Source organism: Silvibacterium bohemicum (assembly GCF_001006305.1).
GTDB lineage: Bacteria > Acidobacteriota > Terriglobia > Terriglobales > Acidobacteriaceae > Silvibacterium > Silvibacterium bohemicum.
In genome coordinates, this window is sequence record NZ_LBHJ01000014.1 from 149,698 (window position 1) to 173,436 (window position 23,739).

At 54.3% G+C, this 23,739-nt stretch carries 22 protein-coding genes; 11 read left to right on the forward strand and 11 right to left on the reverse strand.

Features of this window, described 5'->3' with window-relative positions:
- Positions 1 to 5: 5 nt before the first annotated feature.
- The 4 genes from XX99_RS20610 to XX99_RS20625 form a co-directional block, all read right to left on the reverse strand.
- Entirely contained in the window at positions 6 to 746 is a 741-nt protein-coding gene (locus XX99_RS20610) for a hypothetical protein (protein WP_050061411.1), read from the reverse strand.
- A 53-nt stretch (positions 747 to 799) separates the two neighbouring features.
- Positions 800 to 1,132, reverse strand: a complete 333-nt coding sequence (locus XX99_RS20615; RefSeq protein WP_050061300.1) for a hypothetical protein — start codon at positions 1,130 to 1,132, stop codon at positions 800 to 802.
- Positions 1,129 to 1,842 (reverse strand): ParA family protein, encoded by a 714-nt coding sequence (locus tag XX99_RS20620; protein WP_050061301.1) that lies wholly within the window; start codon positions 1,840 to 1,842, stop codon positions 1,129 to 1,131. The genes XX99_RS20615 and XX99_RS20620 overlap by 4 nt, the downstream gene beginning before the upstream one ends.
- A gap of 300 nt (positions 1,843 to 2,142) precedes the next feature.
- A complete protein-coding gene (locus XX99_RS20625; protein ID WP_082125784.1) occupies positions 2,143 to 3,264 on the reverse strand; it encodes a replication initiator protein A in 1,122 nt (373 codons plus the stop codon).
- A 185-nt stretch (positions 3,265 to 3,449) separates the two neighbouring features.
- On the opposite strand from XX99_RS20625, the gene XX99_RS20630 reads away from it, so the two are divergent.
- Positions 3,450 to 4,625, forward strand: coding sequence for a hypothetical protein (locus tag XX99_RS20630; RefSeq protein ID WP_184085233.1), 1,176 nt, complete (start codon positions 3,450 to 3,452; stop codon positions 4,623 to 4,625).
- A 45-nt stretch (positions 4,626 to 4,670) separates the two neighbouring features.
- Here the strand turns inward: XX99_RS20630 and XX99_RS27415 are convergent, their stop codons facing one another.
- The gene (locus XX99_RS27415) at positions 4,671 to 4,847 is read right to left on the reverse strand and encodes a hypothetical protein (protein ID WP_156186116.1); all 177 of its coding nucleotides are present in this window, start codon (positions 4,845 to 4,847) and stop codon (positions 4,671 to 4,673) included.
- A 153-nt stretch (positions 4,848 to 5,000) separates the two neighbouring features.
- Between XX99_RS27415 and XX99_RS20635 the strand changes: the two genes are divergently transcribed.
- Entirely contained in the window at positions 5,001 to 5,453 is a 453-nt protein-coding gene (locus tag XX99_RS20635; RefSeq protein ID WP_050061303.1) for a hypothetical protein, read from the forward strand.
- A gap of 518 nt (positions 5,454 to 5,971) precedes the next feature.
- Here XX99_RS20635 and XX99_RS20645 read toward each other — a convergent pair.
- Positions 5,972 to 6,202: a hypothetical protein gene (locus XX99_RS20645; RefSeq protein WP_156186117.1), complete on the reverse strand. Its 231-nt coding sequence runs from the start codon at positions 6,200 to 6,202 to the stop codon at positions 5,972 to 5,974.
- A gap of 36 nt (positions 6,203 to 6,238) precedes the next feature.
- Entirely contained in the window at positions 6,239 to 6,379 is a 141-nt protein-coding gene (locus tag XX99_RS27420) for a hypothetical protein (protein ID WP_156186118.1), read from the reverse strand.
- Positions 6,380 to 6,643: 264 nt separating this feature from the next.
- Here XX99_RS27420 and XX99_RS20650 point away from each other — a divergent pair, with 264 nt between their 5' ends.
- The gene (locus tag XX99_RS20650) at positions 6,644 to 7,879 is read left to right on the forward strand and encodes a tyrosine-type recombinase/integrase (RefSeq protein WP_050061306.1); all 1,236 of its coding nucleotides are present in this window, start codon (positions 6,644 to 6,646) and stop codon (positions 7,877 to 7,879) included.
- Between the two features lie 443 nt (positions 7,880 to 8,322).
- On the opposite strand, the gene XX99_RS20655 is transcribed toward XX99_RS20650, so the two are convergent.
- Both XX99_RS20655 and XX99_RS20660 read right to left on the reverse strand, forming a co-directional pair.
- Entirely contained in the window at positions 8,323 to 9,147 is an 825-nt protein-coding gene (locus tag XX99_RS20655) for an alpha/beta fold hydrolase (protein WP_231581534.1), read from the reverse strand.
- 154 nt (positions 9,148 to 9,301) lie between these two features.
- A complete protein-coding gene (locus XX99_RS20660; RefSeq protein ID WP_050061307.1) occupies positions 9,302 to 10,120 on the reverse strand; it encodes an SDR family oxidoreductase in 819 nt (272 codons plus the stop codon).
- 155 nt (positions 10,121 to 10,275) lie between these two features.
- Between XX99_RS20660 and XX99_RS20665 the strand changes: the two genes are divergently transcribed.
- Complete coding sequence (locus XX99_RS20665) at positions 10,276 to 10,851, forward strand: TetR/AcrR family transcriptional regulator (RefSeq protein WP_184085230.1); 576 nt, start codon at positions 10,276 to 10,278, stop codon at positions 10,849 to 10,851.
- An 800-nt stretch (positions 10,852 to 11,651) separates the two neighbouring features.
- Here XX99_RS20665 and XX99_RS20670 read toward each other — a convergent pair.
- Complete coding sequence (locus tag XX99_RS20670) at positions 11,652 to 12,446, reverse strand: sensor histidine kinase (RefSeq protein ID WP_050061309.1); 795 nt, start codon at positions 12,444 to 12,446, stop codon at positions 11,652 to 11,654.
- A gap of 956 nt (positions 12,447 to 13,402) precedes the next feature.
- Here XX99_RS20670 and XX99_RS20680 point away from each other — a divergent pair.
- Both XX99_RS20680 and XX99_RS20685 read left to right on the forward strand, forming a co-directional pair.
- Entirely contained in the window at positions 13,403 to 16,489 is a 3,087-nt protein-coding gene (locus XX99_RS20680) for a sensor histidine kinase (RefSeq protein WP_050061311.1), read from the forward strand.
- Positions 16,465 to 17,118, forward strand: a complete 654-nt coding sequence (locus XX99_RS20685; RefSeq protein WP_231581535.1) for a response regulator — start codon at positions 16,465 to 16,467, stop codon at positions 17,116 to 17,118. Before XX99_RS20680 ends, XX99_RS20685 begins: the two co-directional genes overlap by 25 nt.
- A 506-nt stretch (positions 17,119 to 17,624) precedes the next feature.
- Here the strand turns inward: XX99_RS20685 and XX99_RS20690 are convergent.
- Positions 17,625 to 18,500 carry an alpha/beta fold hydrolase gene (locus tag XX99_RS20690; protein WP_050061312.1) on the reverse strand — a complete coding sequence of 292 codons (876 nt, stop codon included), beginning with the start codon at positions 18,498 to 18,500 and terminating at the stop codon, positions 17,625 to 17,627.
- Between the two features lie 194 nt (positions 18,501 to 18,694).
- On the opposite strand from XX99_RS20690, the gene XX99_RS20695 reads away from it, so the two are divergent.
- The 5 genes from XX99_RS20695 to XX99_RS28165 all read left to right on the forward strand — a co-directional run.
- Positions 18,695 to 19,225: a TetR/AcrR family transcriptional regulator gene (locus XX99_RS20695; protein WP_050061313.1), complete on the forward strand. Its 531-nt coding sequence runs from the start codon at positions 18,695 to 18,697 to the stop codon at positions 19,223 to 19,225.
- A gap of 384 nt (positions 19,226 to 19,609) precedes the next feature.
- Positions 19,610 to 19,912 carry a hypothetical protein gene (locus XX99_RS20700; protein WP_231581536.1) on the forward strand — a complete coding sequence of 101 codons (303 nt, stop codon included), beginning with the start codon at positions 19,610 to 19,612 and terminating at the stop codon, positions 19,910 to 19,912.
- Between the two features lie 99 nt (positions 19,913 to 20,011).
- On the forward strand, positions 20,012 to 21,271 hold the full coding sequence (locus XX99_RS20705; protein ID WP_050061315.1) for a TolC family protein: 1,260 nt from the start codon (positions 20,012 to 20,014) through the stop codon (positions 21,269 to 21,271).
- Between the two features lie 113 nt (positions 21,272 to 21,384).
- Positions 21,385 to 22,866, forward strand: coding sequence for an efflux RND transporter periplasmic adaptor subunit (locus tag XX99_RS20710; protein ID WP_231581537.1), 1,482 nt, complete (start codon positions 21,385 to 21,387; stop codon positions 22,864 to 22,866).
- A partial coding sequence (locus XX99_RS28165; RefSeq protein WP_231581538.1) for an efflux RND transporter permease subunit occupies positions 22,866 to 23,739 on the forward strand: 874 nt, incomplete at its 3' end. The genes XX99_RS20710 and XX99_RS28165, both read left to right, overlap by 1 nt.

Sequence of the window (23,739 nt, forward strand, 5' to 3'; positions counted from 1 at the left end):
TCTCCTTACAGCTCAACCTTCCAGTATTCGAGGGCCGCGAGAACTTTTTCGCGTGGATAAAACTCGCCCGCATGTTCGAGATCATGCCGAATAGCAGCGAGGCGTTTGTCTGCCGAAGTTCTTATCGTCGCGTTGAGTTCGACCACACCGAGCGGCACCCCTTCCCCCTGCTTCATCGGCCAGGACTCTGGATAGGCCTCCCAGTCGGTCCATTTGCTTAGAGCCTCATTCGTGGCGGACAGATGCTCATGGTCGCATTGCCAGCCATAAAGGTTAAACGCGCAAATCCGCAGCAAAGCTTTCACCTCAGGCATGGTGTCGGTGAAAGCCTTCAGCGGCGTCGGCAACAGCACCATGTTTCCTACGCATGAGAAGAACGCATGATCTTGGATGACGAGATTGGAAAGCTGATAGCTCGCATCATCAACGCCCCAAATGTGACAGCACGACCAGTTCTTACGCAGGTTCTTTCGAAGGCCGAGAGCGAGCGTCAGCGCTTTATTCGCATGAATGTTGCCTTCGGTTTTGTGGACAGACTGTCCCGTCGCACGACTGGTATTCATCTGCGGTTCTGACCATTTGCCTTTGTAGAACAATCCTCTTCTTGCGTGCTCAGGAAACCATATTGGCAGCAGCTTGAAGGTTTCGGGTGAAACCCACCTTGCGGTCTTTTCGATCAAAGCCATGATTTCGCGCAAGCTCAACACGCGACGCAGTTCAGTCAGTCCATCGGGAAATGGTTCCATGCTTATGGAGATGCCTTCCGATACGACATTACCATCGGAGTCTCTCGGAAGGTTCAAGAGCGAGAACCCCCTTCCCTTTCCAAAGCCGCTGTCGCCACTTCCAGCAATTCTCCAAGGGTAATTTTTCTGTCGTCCGCAAGCCTGTAGATTCTTGCATGTGTCTCCGCCGTCACCTTTGTATTGAACTGCACATTGCGACCTGTGCGATAGGTCCGAGGCTTTCGCCGCTCCGCCTTGGTCTGCTTTGCGGCCTGACGGCTTGGAAAATTGTTCTGCTCGGCAAGCTTCGTGATCGTCTCTTCCTCGACAGGCTTTTCCGGTTTCGCTTTTGTCGTAAAAACGGGCGCGTCTTTGAGATTGGCAAACGGATTGACGCGTTCATTCATGCGGCACCTGCGACAGCGGATGATTTCTGATCTTCTTTCCTACCGCCCTCCTCTGCTGCTAAACGCGCGAATACTTCCTCGACAAATTTCAGGACATTGATTTTCGCCTTGTCGATGTTGGGCACCTCCGCCGGATTGAGCCCGTCAAGCGTTTGCCGGAACGAGAACACGGCTTTGAATGCGTCGCGTTCGTTGAGTTCTGTTTCGAGCACAGGAATACCGGCATCGATCAATCCGTTCTGAATATGCGCAAGGCCACGCGTGCGGATCGACGCGCTGGTCCGCGTCAGCAGCACCGCATAGGGTTTTGGCTTGCCGGTCATCTTTTCACTCTGCAACACAACACGGATCGCCCTACTCGCTTCATTCGCATCGAGCTGCGAGCCTTGCGTTGGAATGACCACAAAATCCGCCTGCGAGATTGCGTAGATCACCGTTTTCGATGCTGTGCCTTCAAGATCGACGATGACGAAGGGCGTTTGTGCTGCCGCATCTTCGATGCGCTCGATGATCGTGTCTTCATCAACGCCCGAGATGATCGTAAGACGCGACGGCGTGTTGCCACCTGTCGCCCAGGTCTGGATGGGATGATTGGGATCGGCGTCGATGACCGTTACGTCGTAAATTTCAGCGATGGCGGTCGCGAACAAAAAGGCTGAAGTCGTTTTTCCGACTCCTCCCTTCGGCGATACGAAAGCGATGGTCGGCATGGCCCCTCCTCCCGAGTTCAAAGAAAGGGAAAGATATCAGATAGCTTTCCGATGACCAACAGCTATCTAACGGGGTTCCGAAAGCCTTCCGATACTTAGAGGAGTTCCTTTGGATATCCGTAAGCTATCCGGATACCAATCGGATATCCGATAGCTACCATTACATGGCTTTTCAAGATAATGGATGGTTAATGGCCGAATAGCATCAACGCCAGGGCACCGAGATTCACGCAGGAGTAGGGCAGGGGGCTGATCGGCCACTCCTGATCCAGAATTTCTCCGAAACGCTTCCTTAGCCATTTATCGTGCCTTTCGTCTTTGGGCGCGGGCAGGGCGTTGGTCAGGCTCTCGGTGCGTCTCACGGCTTATCGGAGCGCGTTTGTGGCGGGACCGGCAGAAGCCTACAAAAGCCGCTGACGGATTGGTGAGCGTCGGCTTTCCAGAGTCTTCCCAGAATCCGCGCCAGTCTCTTTCGAGAGCGTGTATGTCATATCCGGGTGCGGCGGCACGGCCTTCTTCATAGGCTTCTTCGGGAAGAGGCGGCAGGCTCTCGTCATCGGACGAGGAGGGGAGGGGCTTCTCTACCCACGCATTATCGCGATTGAACAAACCAACCATGTCCTTCGCTTCGTCGAAGATCAGCCTGTAATCCGGCAGGTGGTCGTGCTGCGCGATTTCTTTCAGATGCTGGCGAAAGCGGTTCAGTGAACTTTGTGAACCTGATTTCTTGAGCAGTGTCTCAAGTGAAATCTGCCATGAGCTTTGGCGACCGCAATGCTTACGCGCCAGCTCGTAGATGCGGCGCTCCAGAGTCTTACCAAGCCGGAAATAGTCCCGGTGCAGGGTCAGAACCTCCTGCCCGCGAATGGCGTTGAATACCCAATCTGACAGCTTGATTTCAACCCAAAGCAACCGGCCATCGAGGCCATGTTTTCGGCGTATGGCAGCAGCATCGATAAGGCCGAAGCTTTCGCGCTGCTCTTCATCGCCCGTGCGGATATTAGTCGTAATGCGGGTGCCTGCAAGCCGGTCGATTGCTTCCACCAGACGCTCATAATCGCGCCCCGAGGTGCCTCGATTGGTGAAGATCAGCAAATCGTAGCTTGTGATCTTGACCCGCTGACTGACTTTTTCCTGTCGCTTCAGTTTTTCCATAATCTGCGAAATGCAGTAGATCAGGATGTCTTTGTCATAGATGGTCGCAAGACCTTTAACGCTCGGGACGATCTCCAACCAGTTCCCGTTGTGCTCATATCTCCGAATCTTGGTATCCTTCTGCTTCGATAACGAGAAGAAAGGATGTTCCATCTGCGGGATGAGATCCTTAAGAGCAGCGTCGGCCACGTCGCAGATGAAGAGGTCGCCATTCGCGTGTTTCGCTGGCAGAAGGTGGTCATCAGGGTTCGTCGAATCAGCAGGCATCCATCTACATTCGTGCTTTTAGGTGGCGCGTCAAGAGATTCGTGCTTTCAGGTTACGGGGGCTAAGATTCGTGTTTTTGGGTGACGAGGGCAGGAATCGTGCTTTCGGGTGCTGAAGTTCGTGGTTTCGGGTTTTTGAATTCGTGCTTTCGGGTGTAGAAGTTCGTGCTTTCGGGTAACGAACCTGTGAAATTGCCAAAGCGAACCAGCAGCTTAACGGCTATCTTCGCAGGCGTAACACTACTTAACACAGACTCTAACCTCTCTAACACTAAGGACGCGGGCAGGAAGATCGGCTTCAATCAGGAAGGCGGAAATCGGACAGTAGGAAAGAAGGGCAGGGGTCAGTCGATGAAATTCACGAACGACACTGGCAATCAGCATTATGTGTCGCAAGTTGAACAGCGGCTCAATTCATTCAATCCCCAAGCAGAGCAGCACAGACAGCGCATCTATTCCTTTAAGGTCCGCGATAGAGAAACATTCACTCTCGATCTGGATTCTCCTCGCGGCTGTCCTATCTCGAAGAACCTAGCGCTTCAAGACTTGTTCAGTTTCGAGGTTGCATCACATGGCACCACACGTCTGAACTTCGAAGAGGCTTTTCAGCAATATGAAGACACTATGGAAGCCAACACCATCGGGCTTCTGGCAAAGCTCGATCAAGGTGTGGGCGACATCAAACAGGAAATTCTTGAGATTTTCGTCGCGAAACTGATGAACTTTTTTCGCAACCCGTATTCCGTAACGAAAGTCCTGAACACCGTCGGCGACGTTCTGCAATTTCACCCGACCGATCCAGTGCTTTTGGCGCAATACCAGGCCGTACTTGATGGGCGGAAGCCGCAGCAGGCTTATTTGTGTGAAAAGCTTGAGATCAGCCAAGACCAATATCGGATGTGGCTCGCGGCGTTGTTTCTGATGCTCATGCGACCCGCGCCGGACGGGGTGAATTTCCTGGAGGGCATGGTGAAGGCGCTTTTTGAGAACCCGTCTGGATTTCCCATGGTCTGTGTCTATCGGTACGCCGGGGAACATGCCGACAAAAGATGCCTTCTTTCAGATCGTGGCTTTGCAAATCCTTTGCCTGAGCCTCACCTCGCGTTCAACTTCAATCTCCGTTCGACTGCTTTCATCACCTACATCTTCGGATCGGTCGATGAACTGAATGTCCCCGGCGCTACGCCACGAATGATGGAGCTTTACCGGCAGCAGAAGAAGGATGTCCGCGTAGTTCCGTTCTTGAATGACCTTACCGCCCTCGCCCGATACAACCAGAACGTCATGTATCAATGCTATCGCCAGGTGTACTGCTCATCGCCGTTTGTCCACGGAGTGAACGTCCAGGGAAATGACGGATAAAGACTGTGAGCCCAAAGCGGTAAGGCGACATCCCCCCAACTCATTTCAGGCTTCCGGCTCGTTCTCATGCTGCGCACGCTTGTAGGCTTTCCACTCCTCGATCAATGCGTTCATCGCACGCTCGTCACCATCGTTTATATCCGTCACCATATCGGCGAAGGTGTTCCAGCCTGAAGGGAGTGCGGGGCGCTTCGACACGGTTTCGGGAACATCATCTTTCATGATCCGGATTTTACCGCTCCACAACGCTCACCGCATATCGCGAACAGCGGGAAGCGCAGCCCTTCACTACGCAGTCGACACATCATGAAGGAAGCGAAAATGAAATAATGTCAGAACATTCGCAGCATCGGCTGCGCATCGACGGGAGGCCACATGAGCCGGTCAGATTATGTCCGTGATAACGATGCTTTGGCAAAGGGCCGCTGGCGCGCTCAGGTAAGAAGTTCCATCCGAGGCAAGCGCGGCCAGAAACTGCTCACCGATCTTCTCCAGGCTCTCGATCAAATGCCGGAGAAGAAGCTCATAGCCAACGAGCTGGAAACGTCCAATGGCGCATTGTGTGCCTTGGGCGTCTTGGGAAAAGCTCGCGGCCTGGACATGAGGAATGTTGATCCCGAACAATATGAGGAAGTCGCGTCACTGTTTGGGATTACCGAACAGCTCACACGTCAGATTGTATTCATGAACGATGAATTCTATGACCGCGATACGCCGGGACAACGATACGAGAAAATGAGGGCCTGGGTGAGCAGGCAAATTCTGCCCCAGAGCATGAACGAAAACCCAGATCGGTTCGCATCCCGCGCCTCTATTCGCCACAACTGATATCGGTTGGGAAGAAACAGACCAACGTTTTAGAAGGGGTCCATTGTGACCCGTGCGCTGTGCTCATGATTGCCTTTTTCATGACCCGAACACGGACAGGGCGAAGGCACTTTAACCGCCGCCGCTTGCTGTCAATGACGCTGTTTTGGTTCCCCCGCTGGAGAAGCGGTCCCCCCAAAAAGCTATGACAGCCGCGCTCAGTTGCGGCGGCAGACGTGCCCTCTCTCGCCCCCGCCGTGGGGGTCACTCAAACGAAAGAGGCAATCATGAACACCCTACATGCCCACGACCCTGAAACATGGCTGGAAACAATTTGGAACGCTCTTCAGTCACACCGGGAGACCTCTATTCCGGAGGGCCTCGACGCGGCCTATGACGAAGAGTGGGGGGATATTTGCACCGCTATGGCATGGGTGCGCGAAGCGCTTGGGCTACCTGATGAGGTAACAAGATGAACCAATTTCGTCTCGAAAGGGGTGCAAACGACACAATGCGTTAGCGCATCGACGCCGATCCCCTCATCGATTTGCTTTCCTCTGAATGGCGGGGTGTTCAGGCTGGATCGCCTCAAGGCACAGATTTCGCTCGTCCCACCATTCGGCCAGTAATTCGGTCAGGGACACCCGCGCTTCGGCGACGCGTTCTTCGTCCTCATCGGAGGCTTCCATGAAGCCTGCGATCATGGCCACCATTGCCCGGATGGCAGTTGAGCGCCTTGCTTCGAAATCTTCGAGCGTGCTGGCATGCATTCGGACGCACGACTGATCCATAATCGCTATCCCGCCTTACTGCACAATCTGCGTTTCCTTGTATTTTGCGCCCGTATGGACCCGCGCCATCAGATCGTCGATACGCCACTGGCGGGCAGGGAACCACTTTGCGTTGCGCTTGCGAGCGACGCCGGGCAACGTACATATAACGTACATCGTAGGGCCGAAATCAGTCCAAATCGTCCCACACAATCCTAAAATGAATTTTCGTAAAGCACTCGCTGTCAATCACTTGCGTTGATTCCAGACCAGTTAGTTCCATCGGTAGGCAGCCCTGAAAAGGCCGGCGTCGGCGGTTCGATCCCGTCTCTGGCCACCATTTTATTTGCTTATAAATCATAGACTTACAAGCGATACAGGCGAACTGTACCAACTTTGTACCGCCACCAGAGTTAACCTTCTTATGGGAGGTTGATTCCGATGCTCCATATCTATACACGCCACGCCGCCGATTGCGATCACGCCGACAACACGCAGTGGAGGCGCTGCCGCTGTCCGAAATGGCTCCGTGGTGTTTTGCCCAATGGAGTGACTGTCCGTGAGTCTGCCGGAACGCGAAGCTGGGAGCAGGCCGAGCGGAACGCACGGAAGAAGGAAGTCGAGGCCGATCCCACCCGCGTCGATCAAGTGCAGCCTCGACGTGAGACCGTCAAAGAAGCCATTCGCATGTGCCTGGAGGATGAGGAGGCGCGTGGTCTGGAACACTCGTCGCGCAAGAAGTCGCGCACGCTGCTGGAGCGCCAGTTCCTTCCCTTCTGCGAGGCGCGGAAGTTCGTTCACATCGACCAGCTTCTGCCTATCGATCTGACCGAGTTCCGATCCACCTGGAATAACGGCGAGGCAACCACGCATCGCAAGCACGAGCGGATGCACTCCTTCTTCGCTTTCTGCGTAGCCAACGACATGCTCCGCAAGAATCCGATGGATGCGCTCAAGAAGCCGAAGACGCCCGACGTCGTGCCAACCGATTATTTCCTTCCCAAAGAGTTCGAGCAGATCGTCGCAGCCACAAAGAAGTACGCATACGGCGGGGGCAACGACAATGAGCATCGTGGTCAACGCCTCCGCGCTTTGACGCTGCTGATGCGCTGGTCGGGACTCGCCATCCTCGATGCCACCTCGCTTGAACGAGAGCGGCTCTCGACGAACGAGGATGGCGACGACCAGATCTTCCTCTATCGCGCCAAGACAGGCGTAGCTGTTAATGTCGTCATCCCGAACGAAGTTGGCGACGAACTGCGGGCGCTGCCCAACCCGAATCCACGTTATTTCTTCTGGTCGGGCAATGGCGATGCGCGCAGCGCAGCAAAAGCGTTCCAGCGGTCGTACTGGAAGCTTTTCAAGTTGGCAGACATTCAGAAACCCGACGGAGCGCCGAAGCGGTGCCATCCGCACATGTTCCGCGACACCTTCGCCGTCGAGCTGCTACTCGCCGGCGTGCCTATCGATCAAGTCTCGCTGCTGTTGGGACACTCCAGCGTGAAGATCACGGAACGACACTACGCGCCGTTCTGCAAGGCTCGGCAGGAACAGCTTGCAGCTTCCGTAAAGCTGGCTTGGAAGAAGCCAACTCAATCGCTTCAGAAGAAGAGAGCTTCATCCTCGAAGAAGCATGCAGAACGGCAGGATTCAAATGGCGTTAAGAAATCAGCGTGACCAATTGATCTGGGTACGGGAAAATTCGTATAGTTGCGAGGCCTTGCAACGTCGCGTATTTGCTCGTAATCCCGTTCAGTCGATTCTTGGTAGGATAGGCGATCACTCATCTGAACAACCACCTTGATCCCTGCCGTGACAGTTACGCTAACTGGTTGTATCTAAATTATTTCATGGGCGTTGATGGCTAACAACAGCACCATTAAGCACCCAAAAACACTGTGAAAACCACACTTTTTAAATTTCAGCACCCTCGCCAGCACCCTCGCTCCACACAGCTCAAGAGTCGCTGACCTCTGCCTTCGTTCGACATAGGTCAGCGATTCTGCATACGAGTTCGCTAGCTGTCGTCCGCCCGATCGATGAGCGTATTGGCGATCTATCACTCATCGAAATTTAGATTAGTGAATAGTGCCCCGTCGATTAGACGGGGCACGATCCGTTCACTGAATGCCTGCAGCTTCCGAAACGAAATTGGCAACCTGGGTAGGATGCGACAGCATGGGAACGTGGCTGGAAGAAATGTGGATGGTCTTCGCGTGCATCTGCTCCGCGAGTTTCTTCTCCAGTTCAGGCACAATCATCCGATCCTGATCGGCCACGATATAGAAACTCGGTTTGTGTCTCCACGCGGCCGTCGTGACCTTCGCTCCGAGCTCGTTTGGACCACTTGTCTGGCCCTGGGTTGCAGCGAGGATCTGCTTCTCAGCAGGCGACAAGTCCTGAGCAAAGTCCTCTGCAATACCTTTGTCGGTCAGTCTTAGGAAGCCGCTCGCATCGGGACGAAATTCCTTGCCGCCTGGCGTAGGAGGATATTGGTTGTTCAAGTCGCCCGCCGATTGACCGTTATCGGGTGCGAAGGCAGCGACATAGACCAGGCCTACGACCTTTGGATCATTTCCCGCTTCTGTAATCACAGCGCCTCCGTAGGAGTGCCCGACCAGGAGCACAGGGCCGTCTTCGAGAGCTAATGTGCGCTTGACAGTGGCCACATCGTCAGCGAGTGTGGTGAAAGGAAGATGTACCGCGGTGACATGGAACCCTTTTTTTTCCAGAAGCGGGATGATCTTATTCCAGCTCGAACCATCAGCCCATGCGCCATGGACGAGCACGATGTTGTGCACATGGAGAGGCTGTGCAGGAGCAGTCTGTGCCTTTCCACTCATCGGTGTCAGGGCGAGTAGACCCCAAAGAGTGGCTTTACCGGCAATATTCACGCGTCGCATGAGCTGTATCATGCGGGCACCGTTTGCGAAGTGTTGATTCATGAACGTTCCTTTTCGTGGTTGGAAATACATCCCGGTTGAAGTTCTACGATAAAAAACAATGAGCTGGCCGCTCTCATCGCAGGAGGGGAAATTTTAGGGCAGCGGCTTTCCTCTCGACCTTTCACGGGGCGTATTACATTCGAGCCAGGTGGACCTACACCTCGGCCTTCGACCTCGTGATGCCAAACGATTTGCTGATAATCGATCTCCATTGCCGCTCTGGAAGCATTCGCTGGAGGATGGACGCGCCCTGGGTCTTCACCGGATATCGCAACCGTTCGGTGCCATCGGTAGAAGTTTTGAAGATGACCTCCGCAACCCTCTCCGGTCCTGGAAGCGTAGAAGCCGGCCCGGACGCCTGATTCACGCGCGTCTCTACAGTATCCAAGTTGGGCTGATAGTCATCATGCCGAGAAAATCTCTGCGTAAAGCTTGTTTTGATCCCGCCGGGCTCTATCAGCTTTATCCGAATGTTGAATGGGAGGAGTTCGTAGTAGAGCGACTCGCTCAAACCTTCCAATGCGAACTTACCCGCGCAATAGGCAGAGAGGAAAGGCACCCCAAATCTTCCTGCGACGGATGAAACATTCACAATGACTCCCTGTCTCTGCCTGCGAAAGACGGGTAGGATCTCCTGGATCATTCGGATCGAACCAAAGAAGTTCGTTTGAAAGTGCCTTTCGATCTCCTCTACAGGGATTGCCTCCAAAGGGCCGGCCAGTCCAACTCCCGCGTTGTTGACTAGGACATCGAGTCGCCCGGCGATTCGAAGCGCGTCGCCAATGGCCGACCGGACAGATTCTGGCTTCGTAACATCTAGCGGCACCGGGATGACCTGCTCCGTATGGCTCCATGCTCCAAGCTTCTCTGGCTGTCGAGCCGTGGCGAACACACGCCATCCCCGCTTCAGGAAATATTGCGCCGTTGCCTCGCCAATGCCGCTTGATGTTCCGGTGATCAAGACCGATTTCATCGCATACCTCAGCAGTAATTATTCTGGAATATTTATTCCAGATTGTGACAGTATAGTCAAAACATTGTCATGCCTTTGTCTTTAGAACGCTGCGGTCAGGGGGACAGCTTCCGAGGAACTGCGCCAGGCAGATAATGGAAGGTAGGGCCGATTTCATGCCACGGCATAAGGAATTCGATCAGGAGAAGGCATTGCGCGGTGCTATAGCTGCGTTTTCGCAGAAGGGCTTCGCGGCAACTTCAACCGACGATCTGGTGGCCGCCATGAACATTGGCCGCCAGAGTATGTATGACACCTTCGGTGACAAGCGAGCCCTGTTCCTGAAGGCTCTGGAGTTTTATTCCCGGGAAAGCATCGGCGTAATTGTGGCGGAGTTGCGAAAGCCCGGTTCTCCTTTGGGCAACATCCGCAACGTCCTCATTCAGTTCACCGAGAGAAAGGATCTCTCTCCTCCATATGGCTGCATGGGAGTCAACGCGATCTGTGAGTTTGGTCTGACTGACCGGGAAGTCCTCGCAGCCATGCAGGATGCCGCCAGGCTAGAGCGTCAGGTTCTCCTCGACACGCTGAGGAGGGCAAAAAAAGAAGGAGAGTTGTCGGCTGATACGGACCTTGCAGGTCTGGCAGACTTCATTGACGTTACGTTGTCGGGTCTCAGGGTCGCAGCGAAGGGCGGAATGAGCCGCGCCGCATTGAAGCGAATTGTCGAGATCGCCAACAGGGTGTTCTAAGAGAGAAAGCTGCATCGGATGCCATCTTCCTATTTTGCTCCAGCACCCGCACTAGCACCCTCGGCATTCCAAGTGCGCGTCCTACGTGATTGATTCCTTTAAGAAAAGGACGGGCATGAGTGGGCTGATCTCTGCCGAACCTCAGTAGAGGTCCGTCACTCGGGGATTGCTTCCCAGACTTATCGGTACTAATCCGGTGTCGGTGAGCGCATTGGCGATTTAGCACCAATTGCGATCTGATCCCGATCAGAGTAAAGCACGACCTCATTCGATAGTGCGTCCGGGCGGAACCTCATCTCCTTATTCCGCAGTCTTGTTCATGTGGCTGATGGTTGCGCCTACCATTCAACGACGTAGCTCGATCGGGTCGGTATCGACCGCTTGGAACGCCTCTGGAGTGAGGCAGCAATCAGTCGCCGACCTCGGAACGCACAATCGATCAGTTTTTGCCCGGTTACAACTTCACTACCCCGTTTACAAGATGAGACAAAGTCTTGATCGCCCGGCTGCCGAGAGGAATGGAACGTCGCCGCAGTGCAGAACTCCCCTGGAAAGCAAATTAAGACGGACCGACGGTGTATTTGGTGCCCTTATGCATAAACTGCCATTCCCAATCTATTTGCCGGGAGAACGACGAATCCGCGCTAGAGGGGCATGGCACTTGAACAATCGTCCGATTCTTCGAGGTCGCTACTACTCGTGTTGGTGGAAGGAATGACCCTGTGCGTTATGTGTTTAAGCGTCGCGAATTTCCGGCTTAGGCGCTCAAGCTGGCCGTGGGATAGCTGCGACGAATGCGTCTAACGCGTATTTGGAAGTCTCAGAACGAAGCTTGTTCTTCCCGGCCGCGATTCTTCAAGACAGACTTCCCCTCCATGCTCTCTTGCGACGCATTCGGCAATCGGTAGGCCTAGCCCCATACCGTCCCGGTGATCTGCTCCTACAAATGGTTGGAAAAAGCTCTTCTGAATAGACCGAGGTACACCGGGTCCGCTATCTGTAACTCGAATGGCGACATGACTCAGATCTTGCTGCAGAGCAATGACGACCTCCCACGGCTTAGGTGCAAGCCTAACTGCCTGGCATGCGTTGAGCAGCAGGTTAAAGATCGCGCTACAGAGCCATTTACCGTCTACGTGCCCTTCAATAAAGGGCATATCTTTGCTGGTGAGGTTGACCAGCTCTGCAACGGGATGCGAACGGACCATCTGGGTAGCAAGCTCAACGATAGATTTCAGTGACTGGCGACGAAGATGGAATGCAGAACCCGTTTTTGAAAGCAGGAGAAGGGCATCAAGTTGATCTGTCATGCAAACGATGGCCGATCTTATCTCATCAAATAGCTCTTCGCGGTCAGACGGATTTTCGCTTCGACTGCACATGAACTCCGCATTCGCATAGATGGCACATAAATGATGGCGAAGATCATGTACGACAAACTGCGCCATCTTACTGAAGGGCGGATCCTCTGTTGTACGTTGCGGCTTGTCATTGCCGACTACAACTAGCTGCCTTAGGCGCTGAACGTCAACGCCTTTATTTTGGCCAATACCAGATCCGAGGTTAGCTTTTGCAACAGACGAAGCTGCGAGCATTTGAGTTCTCCGATAGAAACGCCTACGTCAGTAGGAAACAATCGACGAGATACGCGCCACACATCTGGTTAACAGGGCGCTACCTAAAAGCTGGCTTGCGATGGTCCCGATGCATTCCTCCAAGAAAGTCTTCGTGCCGTAACAGCATTGTGAACTCGCGGCTGCGTTTGTTAGAAAATAAAGGGTCGCGGATGACAAACATCCATGGAGTTAACCTACTGCAGGGGTCACCTCCCCGAAACCGCCATTCGAAGGAGATCCAGCTCGTCATTTCGGACTTTTCGGGCGGCTGCCAAATGCGGCACTTTCGCGCGGCAGCTGCATACCGGAGCTTCGCAATAAGGACGGAACCCTGTCCTTATCTAGGAGTTTTAGACTTGTTCCGGATAGGAAAGTTGATAACTCGCCGGCCGAAGATATGGGAGTCGAAGGAGTATGCGCCGGGGCCCAGTATGCCCAAGGCTACCGTATTAGCGATAGAGATGGCGATAAAGAGTTCCAGTTGAGCTTCAGATCGAACCATCGAAGTGAGCTCAATCACGCAGCTGACCGCTGACGCGTAAGGAGTGAGAAACCCAAAGAATAATGCGCCTGCCAGCAGAATGAGGATGAGAGCTGAGACAGGCGTGGCTAAAGGGGGAAGTCTACAAATGTGCTGGAGCATCATGGCGCCTGAGGCAACCCTCATGATGAGCAACGCTATACCCGCGGTTCCGGCAGGGAACATCAAGTAAAGTCTCTGCATGAACACGAATCATAACCCCGGTAGGGCTTATTGGGAATCGCTAAAGAGAGTATCGCTTGATCCTTATTTCGGAGGAGGCGCAAAGCACACCCAGGCATATGCTTATACGAAGTGGAGACTGATCCAAATTAGACGACTGCTTCATAAGCTCGCCTGACGCTTCAAGAATGGCGTACTCAGCAACATCGGTTGGAAGCTCGCGAGGAAATTTATGACCTCGAAAACTCGACAACGAACGAGCGAAACATGGGGGCGTCGGAAGCTTTGTGCGCTTTCACTCTTTTTCGTCGTTTTCGGCGTATCGTTTTCGGCTTTTGGCCAGACCTTGGCGATGCGTCAATACGTTCATTTCGGATGGACGCAACGTGACGGCGTGCCTTCGAATATCTTAGCGGTTGAACAAACGAAAGACGGCTACCTATGGATGTCTACTGAGGATGGACTCTTCAGGTTCGATGGCGTTCATTTCGAACGGTATCTAGCGCCGCCCGGTGAGAAATTCTTATCGAGAAGCGTAAATGCGTTGAAAGCAATGCCCGATAGTGGACTCTGGGTCGGTTACAGCTTCGGGGGAGCGGTCTTCCTCAAAGATGGACACCTGACAAACTATTCAGAGGCTGAGGGTCTGCCATCTGCCTCCATCGCTTCCTTCGCAAAAGATGGTGCAGGTTTCATATGGGCGGCAACAACGCGTGGTTTGATGCGACTGGATGGCTCGCATTGGCACAAGGTTGGATCGGACTGGAACTATCCGGCCGACCACGCAGCATTCCTTCTCACCGATACGCAGGGAAGGCTTTGGGTTGCGACGGACGAGAAACTCTTATTTCTACCGCGAGGCGCCAAAAGGTTTTCTGAGACCACCGTAGCGATCAAGGGTCTGGTCAATATAGCGCAGGCTCCGGACGGTACTTTGTGGTTGAACACAGGAGGTGTAATTCGACGGCTCAACTGGACAAAAGGCGAGTGGCGAGTGGATGGACCGGAGATACGGACACAAAGTCATATTCTCCTGATAGACAGCGATGGAGGCCTTTGGTGCGGCAGCCAAAGTGACGGGATTGTGCGTATACAGGTTTTGGGGCGGCTCGGCACCGGAAGGGGTCTTCCTTTGAGTATTCGTATCGAGCACTACACTGCTAAGGATGGATTGACAGCGAATGGCGGCTGGCCCGTGTTCGAAGACAATGCGGGAGATATGTGGGTAGCGACAGACAATGGGATTGATCGATTTCGTCCGGTTAAAGTCACTAAACTCACGACCCCGACCCCGGCGCCGACCGGGCTTAACGGCTCTACAATTGTGGTAAACCAACGAGGCGAGCTTCTCTACGGCGAGGACAATATGCCGATGCGGGTCTACAACGACACCACCGGCACTAGGATGCTGGGAGGGCCGAATGGGGTCTTGTGTGCATATCGTGATCCGATCGGTGCGTTGTGGTTTGGAGGAAAGGGATTTCTGGATCGTTATTCAGAAGACCTTTTTGCTCCGGTTTCCTTACCCTCGGGCACAACCGCGTTGAACACCATCCAGGCCATTGCCATGGACCCTTCAGGAGCGCTGTGGGTTTCGATTACCCGAAAAGGAGTTTACCGGCTTGAAAATGGCGTATGGGAGCCTTACGGTAATCGATCCGATCTGCCACAACTGGTAGCTATCACCGAGCTTGCCGATTCTTCCGGCCGATTATGGTTCGGCTACACAGCAAACAGAATCGCCATGTTGAATGGAAACAAAGTACAGATTTTTTCCTCCTCAGGCGGCCTGACGACTGGAAATGTGACCGCACTGCATGAAGCCGACGGCCGGGTTTGGGCCGGTGGTGAGAACGGATTGGCATACTTTTCGCAAGGCCGCTTCCAACACGTCAATTTCGAAGACGAAGATGGAGTCAGGAACATTTCGGGGATCGTCGGTAGATCGAACGGAGATCTGTGGATTAACCAGGTCTCCGGAATTGTTCACATTCAGGCCTCTGAGATTAGGCGGATATTAGAAGATCCAAACTATCGCGCTAGTTATGAACTCTTCAATGCTCTCGACGGCTACTTCGGTTCTCCGAGCATTGTGCGTCCCCTTCCGACTGCCGTCGAAGGTGCAAATGGGCGGCTCTGGTTCAGCGCCTACACAGGAATATTCTGGATGGATCCGGATCGTATCCGCCGCAGTCCGCCTTCGCCAGTCTTTGTTGAATCCGTCGTGGCCGATGGAAAACCGTACAGAGCACTTAGCGATCTGAAAATGCCTCCTAATGTCGCAAACCTTCAGATTAACTACACCGCTCTAGATCTTTCGACCCCGGAGCGCGTTCGCTTTCGTTACAAGCTCGATGGAGTCGACAGTGACTGGCTGGATGCCCAAACACGTCGCCAAGCCTATTACACCAATCTTCCGCCAGGGAGACATACTTTTCATGTGATCGCCTGTAATGGCGACGGGGTATGGAATGAGACCGGAGCGACTTTGAGTTTCTTTATCGCTCCGGCGTTCTACCAGACGGTCCGGTTTAAGCTGGCACTGGGTTTCGCTGTGGTCGGCCTCGCGTGGCTGATTCATTCGCTTCGTCTGAAACAAGCAACCGCGCAGATGCAAGTCCGTCTGACAGAGCGGCTTGAGGAGCGCGGGCGAATCGCTCGCGAACTGCACGATACCCTGATTCAGAGTGTCGATGGATTGATGCTGCGAGTTCAGACCGCACTCAACGAGCCTGATCAAACCCGTTGCCGGCTGCTGATTGAAAAAGCGCTTGATTCGGCCGACGAGGTGATGCTTGAGGGACGTGATCGTGTGCATGCACTGCGCGCTGAAGCGGTTGCTGTAAACGAGTTATCGCAGGCGCTTGCAAACTACGGGGAGGAACTTGCCGAGGACCGCCCGATCGCATTTTCGGTTGCGCTCGTAGGCTCGTCAAAATGTGTCGACCCGTTTGTGCGAGACGAAATGTATCGCATTGGGCGGGAAGCACTGGCCAATGCTTTCCAGCACGCCAGGGCAACAAAGATTGAAGTGGAAGTCACTTATGACCGCTCGATGATTCACATGAGAGTGCGAGATGATGGCGGAGGCATTCAGCAGGAGACTCTGACGAGTGGTCGACCTGGACACTGGGGTCTACGCGGAATACGTGAGAGAGCAGACGCCATTGGAGCTAACTTGGTCATCTGGAGCAGTCCAGGTGCGGGAACCGAAATTGATCTGAAGATACCAGCAGAGGTGGCGTATCAGAAAAGCACCCGTAAATTCGGCCTCTACTGGATGAAAAAGCTTCTATGGGACAGAAGCGTGACGAGATGAGTGCGGCGAGAAATATCAAAATACTCGTCGTAGACGATCATCCCTTCCTGCGGGAGGGGATCGTCGGAGCAATTAGCAGCCAGAGCGACATGGTATTGATTGGAGAGGCCAGCAACGGGAAGGAAGCCATCGAACAATTTCGATTACATCGTCCTGATGTGACGCTTATGGATTTACAGATGCCGACCATGAACGGAACTGATGCAATCGTTGCCATACGCAGCGAATTCCCGACGGCCCGCATTGTAGTACTTACCGCCTATAAAGGAGATATTCAGGCACTCCGAGCATTCAAAGCCGGTGCGGTCGGTTACCTCCTGAAGAATATGCTTCGTAAGGAACTGCTAGACACGATTCGGATCGTGGATTCCGGACGTCGACGCATCCCCGCAGAAATAGCGAGAGAGCTCGGAGAGCACATCGTAGACGACGAGCTGAGCGAGCGAGAGATTGAGGTGCTGAAACTGATTGCGGCGGGGACTTCGAACAAGGTGATTGCGGCGGAGCTGTCGCTCGCCGAGACTACAGTGAAAACCCATGTTCAAAAAATACTCTTCAAGCTAAGCGCAAATGACCGGACTCATGCGGTGACGATCGCTGTCAAAAGAGGCTATTTCGAGTTGGGCTGATCGGGTTTCGCCCATCAAGGAAGCGAAATCGACTCCGCCCCATATCACGGCAAGGGAGGGCCTGCCAGCAGAACATGGAATCGTATATATGGACTGACAGAAGACAAAGCGGTGCATGCGAAACCGAGAAATTGATGGTTCGCTGCATATAACGGCCTTTCTCCTTGAGACAGCGCTTCCGGGGAATTTGGGAAGGAGAAGGAATTGCCTTCCATCGGTCGGGAACGGCAATAGCCTACAAAAGTAGAAGCTCCTCGTGCGCCTGAGTGACTGGCAATGCAAGTTCAGTCTCAGCTGGCGAGAACAGGCCAACGCACTCATTGACCAGATGTAGGCTGAAACTTTGGCTCCATTAGTCCTGTGAGACGCCGCAGCATACCGCGATACGCCACTTCCGAATTGCTGGAGCCTATCCGACTTCCCGTTACCAATCAGTCGCTCGAAGTGTGATGAGGAACCAGAAGCTGGGTAGCCGATGTTGCGAATGGAACAACGACAGCAGCCCTTCATGATTGCATGAAGTCCATAACGAGTTTCGTGGTTCCTGCTGGGTTCTCCTCCATAATCCAATGTCCTGAGTCTGGAACGATTGCCTCCTGCACGTTGGTGGCGACAACGCGCATCACAGCCGCCATCATCGGACCGAATGCAGCTTCGCCTCCAATCGCGAGCACGGGCATGGTGAGCTTGCCCTTGGCAAGATATGTCTTGCTGTCGAGTGCGTCCTGTCCGAAGGCAGCGAACTGTGCGAAGCCCGCGCGAATCGCGCCGGGCATCGCGTAGAGCGCCGTGTAATGCTGGCGTTTCGCTTCATCGAATCGCTCGGGGTGGAGGGAGAATTCATTCCAGAAGCGGTCAAGGTAGATGCGTTCACGGCTAGCGACAAGGCGCTCCATGTCCGGGCCGCCGAAGCCAAACTGCCACATGCGGGGGTCTTGAACGATCTGCTCCCAAGGCCCGACTCCGGGAAGAGGTGCGTCGATGGGCACGAAGCGAGTCACCCGATCAGGGAATCCCACGGCGAAAGCATAACCGACCATGTTTCCGATGTCATGGGTTACAAAATCGGCGCAAGAAACACCAAGTGCATCCATCACGCCTGCCACGTCATGGCTTTGCGTCTTCTTGTCGTATCCTCCCGACGGCTTGGAAGACAATCCAAGTCCGCGCAAGTCGGGCACGATGACAGTATGGTCTGCTGCAAGTACCGAGGCCAGCGGAACCCACATATCTCCGGTCGTACCAAAGCCGTGCAACATTACTACGGCCGGTCCTTGGCCGCCCACGCGTGTGTGGATTGTCGCACCGTTTGTTTCGATTTTGCGGGTCTCGAAGGTTGTGGGAAAGGATATCGAACCGGTACTAGGGGCGCTGAGGCTCATGATGTACTCCTGATTTGAAATGAGGGACAGACCAGCCCTTCCATTTCAAGATCAACTGGTCTATAAATACATACATGGCGAGACGCGAAAATGCAAATATAAAGATCAATCGATCTATAAATAGTGCAGACAGCCCCAGACGTGATCGTGGTAGACCGCGTGAGTTCGATCGAGATCAGGCGTTAGGGAAAGCGATGCGCCTCTTCTGGTCGCGCGGTTACGATGCGATCTCGATGGCGGATCTGCGTGCCGAGTTGGGGATTACGCAAGCGAGCCTCTATGCCGCGTTTGGAAGTAAAGAGCAGTTGTTCCGCGATGCCGTCGATCTCTATCGTCAGACCGCAGGCTTCAGCACGACTGATGCTCTCACAAAGGGAGTAAATGCTCGCGAAGCCTTACATGCCATGTTGCAGGCTGCCGTGGATGCATTTTCAGCGCCCGATGCACCTGGAGGCTGCTTACTGATTCTGGGAGCCACCAATTGCGCCGTGGAGAACAAAGCGGTACAGGATCATCTGTTATTCATACGTCGCCAGATATCCCAAGCCATACTTAATCGCCTAAAGCAAGGACAACAAGATGGGGACGTCCCGAAAACAGCACCTGTCGCTGCTTTGGCCGCGTACTACACCACCGTTCTTCACGGACTCGCCCTCCAGTCCAGGGATGGTGCTTCCCGCAAGACGCTCAGGCAGATCGTAGAGCTTGCCCTGGCAAAAGATTAACTCGTCAGTTAGGAGAGTCAGTTTCAAAGGATTTGTAAAGTAAACGCTCATCGCGTCAGGTAGCTTCTTCAGCACCCGTCGGCACCTTCGCGTTTCGAAAGAATCTCGGCATCCGCCGCCGTTTCTGACACTTGCACTTTTGAAGATTACAGACCTCTGCCGAACCCCTTATGCTAAGTGATTGTAAATAAATGATTTATCCCACAGCATCTTTATGGCGCATCTTCAACCGGATGCGCCTCGAACTTTGCTGCCCGCAGCGGCGATAGTGGTTGCTCTCATTACCTAGTAGGACGTAGTCTTATCCTACGAGTGTGTATTCTCCGCCAATTCGGTGTGCTGGTCCTGCTGCTCGTGTCATGTCTGGCCCCGGCGATGGCCTGCGTGGTTTCCAACACGGAGATGAACACAGAAGAACGTGCCTGCTGCCGCATGATGAAGAACCAGTGCGGGCAGATGGACAACATGCCAGCGTCGCATGGCTGCTGCCAGAAGACTCTGCCGAGCGTTCGCGATAACGCTCTGGACACGAAGACGGTTACGTTCCACCCGGTTGTGGCGCCTGTTATCTGGTTAGCCGCTTTCGAGCTCGTCAATCCGGCCGCCGTTGTCACCGGGTGGACAGAACGCCCCGACTATTCGCCTCCGAAGTCTCCCCCTTCGACCATTTCCATCCTAAGAATCTAGTCAGCTCCTTTCTCGCACTCTACTTTTGCCGAGCGCGCACACCTGTGTGCGTGTATTTCGGCGAATGCCTTGAACTGCATTTGAGATTGGAGCTTCCGTATGAACGTGGTCTCTTTGACCGCCACGCTCGTGCTGGTCACCGCACTTTCTGCCTTCGGGCAGACGCCGGTGGCGAGTACGCCCACGTCCTTGTCCCAGCTTTTAGCTGAGGCCGGGGCAAACAACCCACAAATCTCCGCAGCCGATCACGGCGTGCGGGCCGTCCGGCAAACGGTGCCGCAGGTGGCTACATTGCCGGACCCGAAATTCACCTACCAGCAGTTCAGTGTGGGCAGCCCAAAGCCGTTTGCCGGATACACCAACAGCGATTTCGCGTACATCGGCGTCGGAGCGTCGCAGGAATTGCCGTATCCAGGAAAATTGCGGGCGCGCGAAGATGTCGCCGAACGCGATGCCGACACGAAGCAAGCTGAAGTCGAAGTCACGAAGACCAGCATCGCAGACGCGGTGAAGGCTGATTACCTCCAACTGGCCTATCTACAACAGACGCTTGGCATCCTGCGGCAAAACGAGTCTGTGCTTGACCAGCTCATTCAGGATGCGACGACCCATTATCAGGTCGGCCAAGGGATGCAGCAGGATGTCCTGCAGGCTCAGGTGAACCGGACGAAGATCGTGAAAGAGATCACGATGCACCATCAGCAGATGGGAGAGATACAGGCCCATCTCAAAGGGCTGCTTAGTCGGGACCAGGGCTCGCCCGACATTGTCACGGAAGACCTGGTCGAAACTCCGATCAAACACACCTCCGATGAATTGCTTGCGATGATCCGACAGAACAACCCACGTATCCAGGTCGATGCGAGTTCCATTCGGAGGCAAGAAGCGCAGTTGGCCTCCGCGAAGCGTGAAGGAAAGCCGGACTTCGAGGTGGGCTATCTCTACGAAAACACCGACCGCAAGTATCGGGACTATTACATGTTCACCTTCGATGTACGTTTCCCTCGCAAGAAACGTGTCGATGCAGAGATCGCAGAGGCCACCGAGAAGCGTTCCGAATCACAACAAACGCTCAACGCGCATCTGCAACAGCAACTCGCCGAGGTCCAGGAAGGGTATGTCAAAGCAACTAGCGATGAAGAGTTGTTGAAGGAATATCGGGAAGGGCTGGTCCCACAATCGGATGCAGCCTATCGGGCGACACTGAGCGCGTATGCGTCCAATCGCGAGCCGTTTGTTCACGTTCTCTCATACTTCACCGACCTTTTGAGTTTGAGGCTCGAATACGCGCAGACGCTCGTGGATCACGAAGCTGCTCTGGCCCACCTTGAAACTCTGACAGGAGCGACACTGCGATGAACAAATATATCTTGAGAACCTCACTCGTCTGGATTACCATCCTGGCCGTTCTCGCAGGAATATGGGCCCACCGCTCTCATTCAATCAAGTTGCCAATGTCACAGCGGTCGCCGATGTCCGCAGACCCACAGCCGGTCGCCTCCGGTCCGCCAGCCACAGCGGACGAGCCCAAGCCATCCATGTCAGATATGCCGAATATGAAGGTAGATGCTCCGCTCGTTCCCGTGCAGCTCACACCCGAGAGGATGCAGAGCATTGGTGTGCAGCTTGGCACGGTCGAGTACAAACAACTAAGCGACGACATACGCGCGACCGGCACGGTGGATATTAACGAGCGTCTTGTCTCCTATGTGCAGGTGCGCTTTCCCGGCTACATCCGCAAGGTGTTTGCCAATGCGACCTATCAGTATGTGCGCAAGGGTGAACCGCTCTTCACCATCTACAGCCCCGATCTCGTCGCCACGCAGCAGGAGTATCTGCTGGCACGGCAGAACCAGAAGACCATGAGTGCAAGCACTATCGATGGTGTTGCGGATGGTGCGGCCACGCTTTCGGTCGCTGCGGAGCAGCGGCTACAGCAATGGGACATACCCGAGAGTGAAATCGCAAAACTGAAGCAGACCGGCAAGCCGGTTACAGACCTCACCATCAACTCGCCAGTTGAGGGATACATTACCGAGCGGAATGCTCTGCCCAATATGTATGCTGAACCCTCGACGAAGCTCTACACCGTCGCCGACCTGTCGCGCGTGTGGGTGTATGCCCAAGTCTTCCAGGACGACATAGGCCGCGTAAAGCCAGGTGATACCGCGCAGATTACCGTCGATTCGTATCCGGGCCGCACCTTCTCTGGTCAGATCGAAGAGATCCTGCCACAGGTGGATATGGCGACACGCACGGTTCGTGTGCGGTTGGCTATGGCGAATCCGGGACTCAAACTGAAGCCGGGCATGTTCGTGAACGTCGATCTTAAGACCAGCCTGGGACGCCAGCTTATTGTTCCTGCTTCGGCGGTCTTTCAATCCGGCACGCGGCAACTGATCTTCCTCAATCATGGCAATGGCAGTCTTGAGCCAAAAGAGATCGCAATTGGCCCCCGCGTCGGCGATGACTTTGTAGTGCTCAAGGGACTGAAGGCACACGAATCAATCGTCATATCTGCCAGCTTCCTCATCGACTCAGAAAGCCAGTTACAGGCTGCCGCAGGTTCCTTCGTGCCACCTGCGCCGGGTGCGGGGGGAAGTCCTTCAACAGCGAGCGCACCGGCTGCTGCTCAGGCAAATATCGACTTCACCACTGATCCCAACCCTCCGCAAAAAGGCAGCAACGTCTTTCGCGTGAAACTCACTGGTGCAGATGGAACTCCCATTACTGGAGCTGATGTTTCAGTCACGTTCTATATGGCAGCAATGCCTGCAATGGGAATGGCCGCAATGAACGCAAGCGCCAAGCTGATCGACAAAGGCAACGGCATGTATGAAGGAAGCGGTTCGCTGGACTCGGGCGGCACATATCAGGTCACCATCTCGGCTAAGAAAAATAGCCAGGTGATCGCCACCAAGCAATTGCGCTTGAACGCGGCAGGAGGCATGTAATGCTTTCCAGAATTATTGACGTTTGCGCCCGCAATCGCTTCATCGTCTTCACCTGCGTGTTGCTGCTTACACTTGCTGGAATCTGGTCGTTGCAGCATGTGCCGCTAGATGCCTTACCGGACATCTCGGACGTGCAGGTGATCGTCCATACAGGGTGGGCAGGCGAGCCACCCGATGTGATTGAGGACCAGGTGACTTATCCAATCGTTACCAGCCTGCTGGCCGCCCCGCATGTCAAAGCCGTTCGCGCACAGACCATGTTGGGCGACTCCTACGTCTACGTTGTTTTTGAGGATGGCACGGACCTCTACTGGGCACGCTCGCGTGTCATCGAATACCTCCAGCAGATCAGCGGGCGTTTGCCAGAGAACGTGCATCCTTCGATCGGCCCCGATGCAACGGGCGCCGGTTGGGTCTATGAGTATGCCATCGTTGATAAGAGCGGTAAACACAGTCTTGCCGACTTACGCAGCTTACAAGATTGGCATCTGCGCTATGCGCTGGAGACCGTACCTGGAGTGGCTGAAGTCGCCAGCATCGGCGGCTTCGTAAAGCAATATCAGGTACAACTTGATCCCAACAAGCTGCTTGCCTATGGCATTCCGCTATCTACCGTCATCGACAAAGTAAAGATGAGCACGAACGAAGTCGGCGGCCGCGTTCTTAATTTGAGCGGTGCGGACTACATGATCCGCGGTCTCGGCTATCTGCGGTCTCTGGATGATCTCTCCACGGTTGCCGTGGGCAGCAAAAATGGGACACCTATCCTGATACGCGATCTGGGGACGGTGAGCTTTGGCCCGGATATCCGCGAAGGGGTTGCCGAGTGGCATGGAGATGGGGAAACTGTCGGCGGGATCATCGTCATGCGCC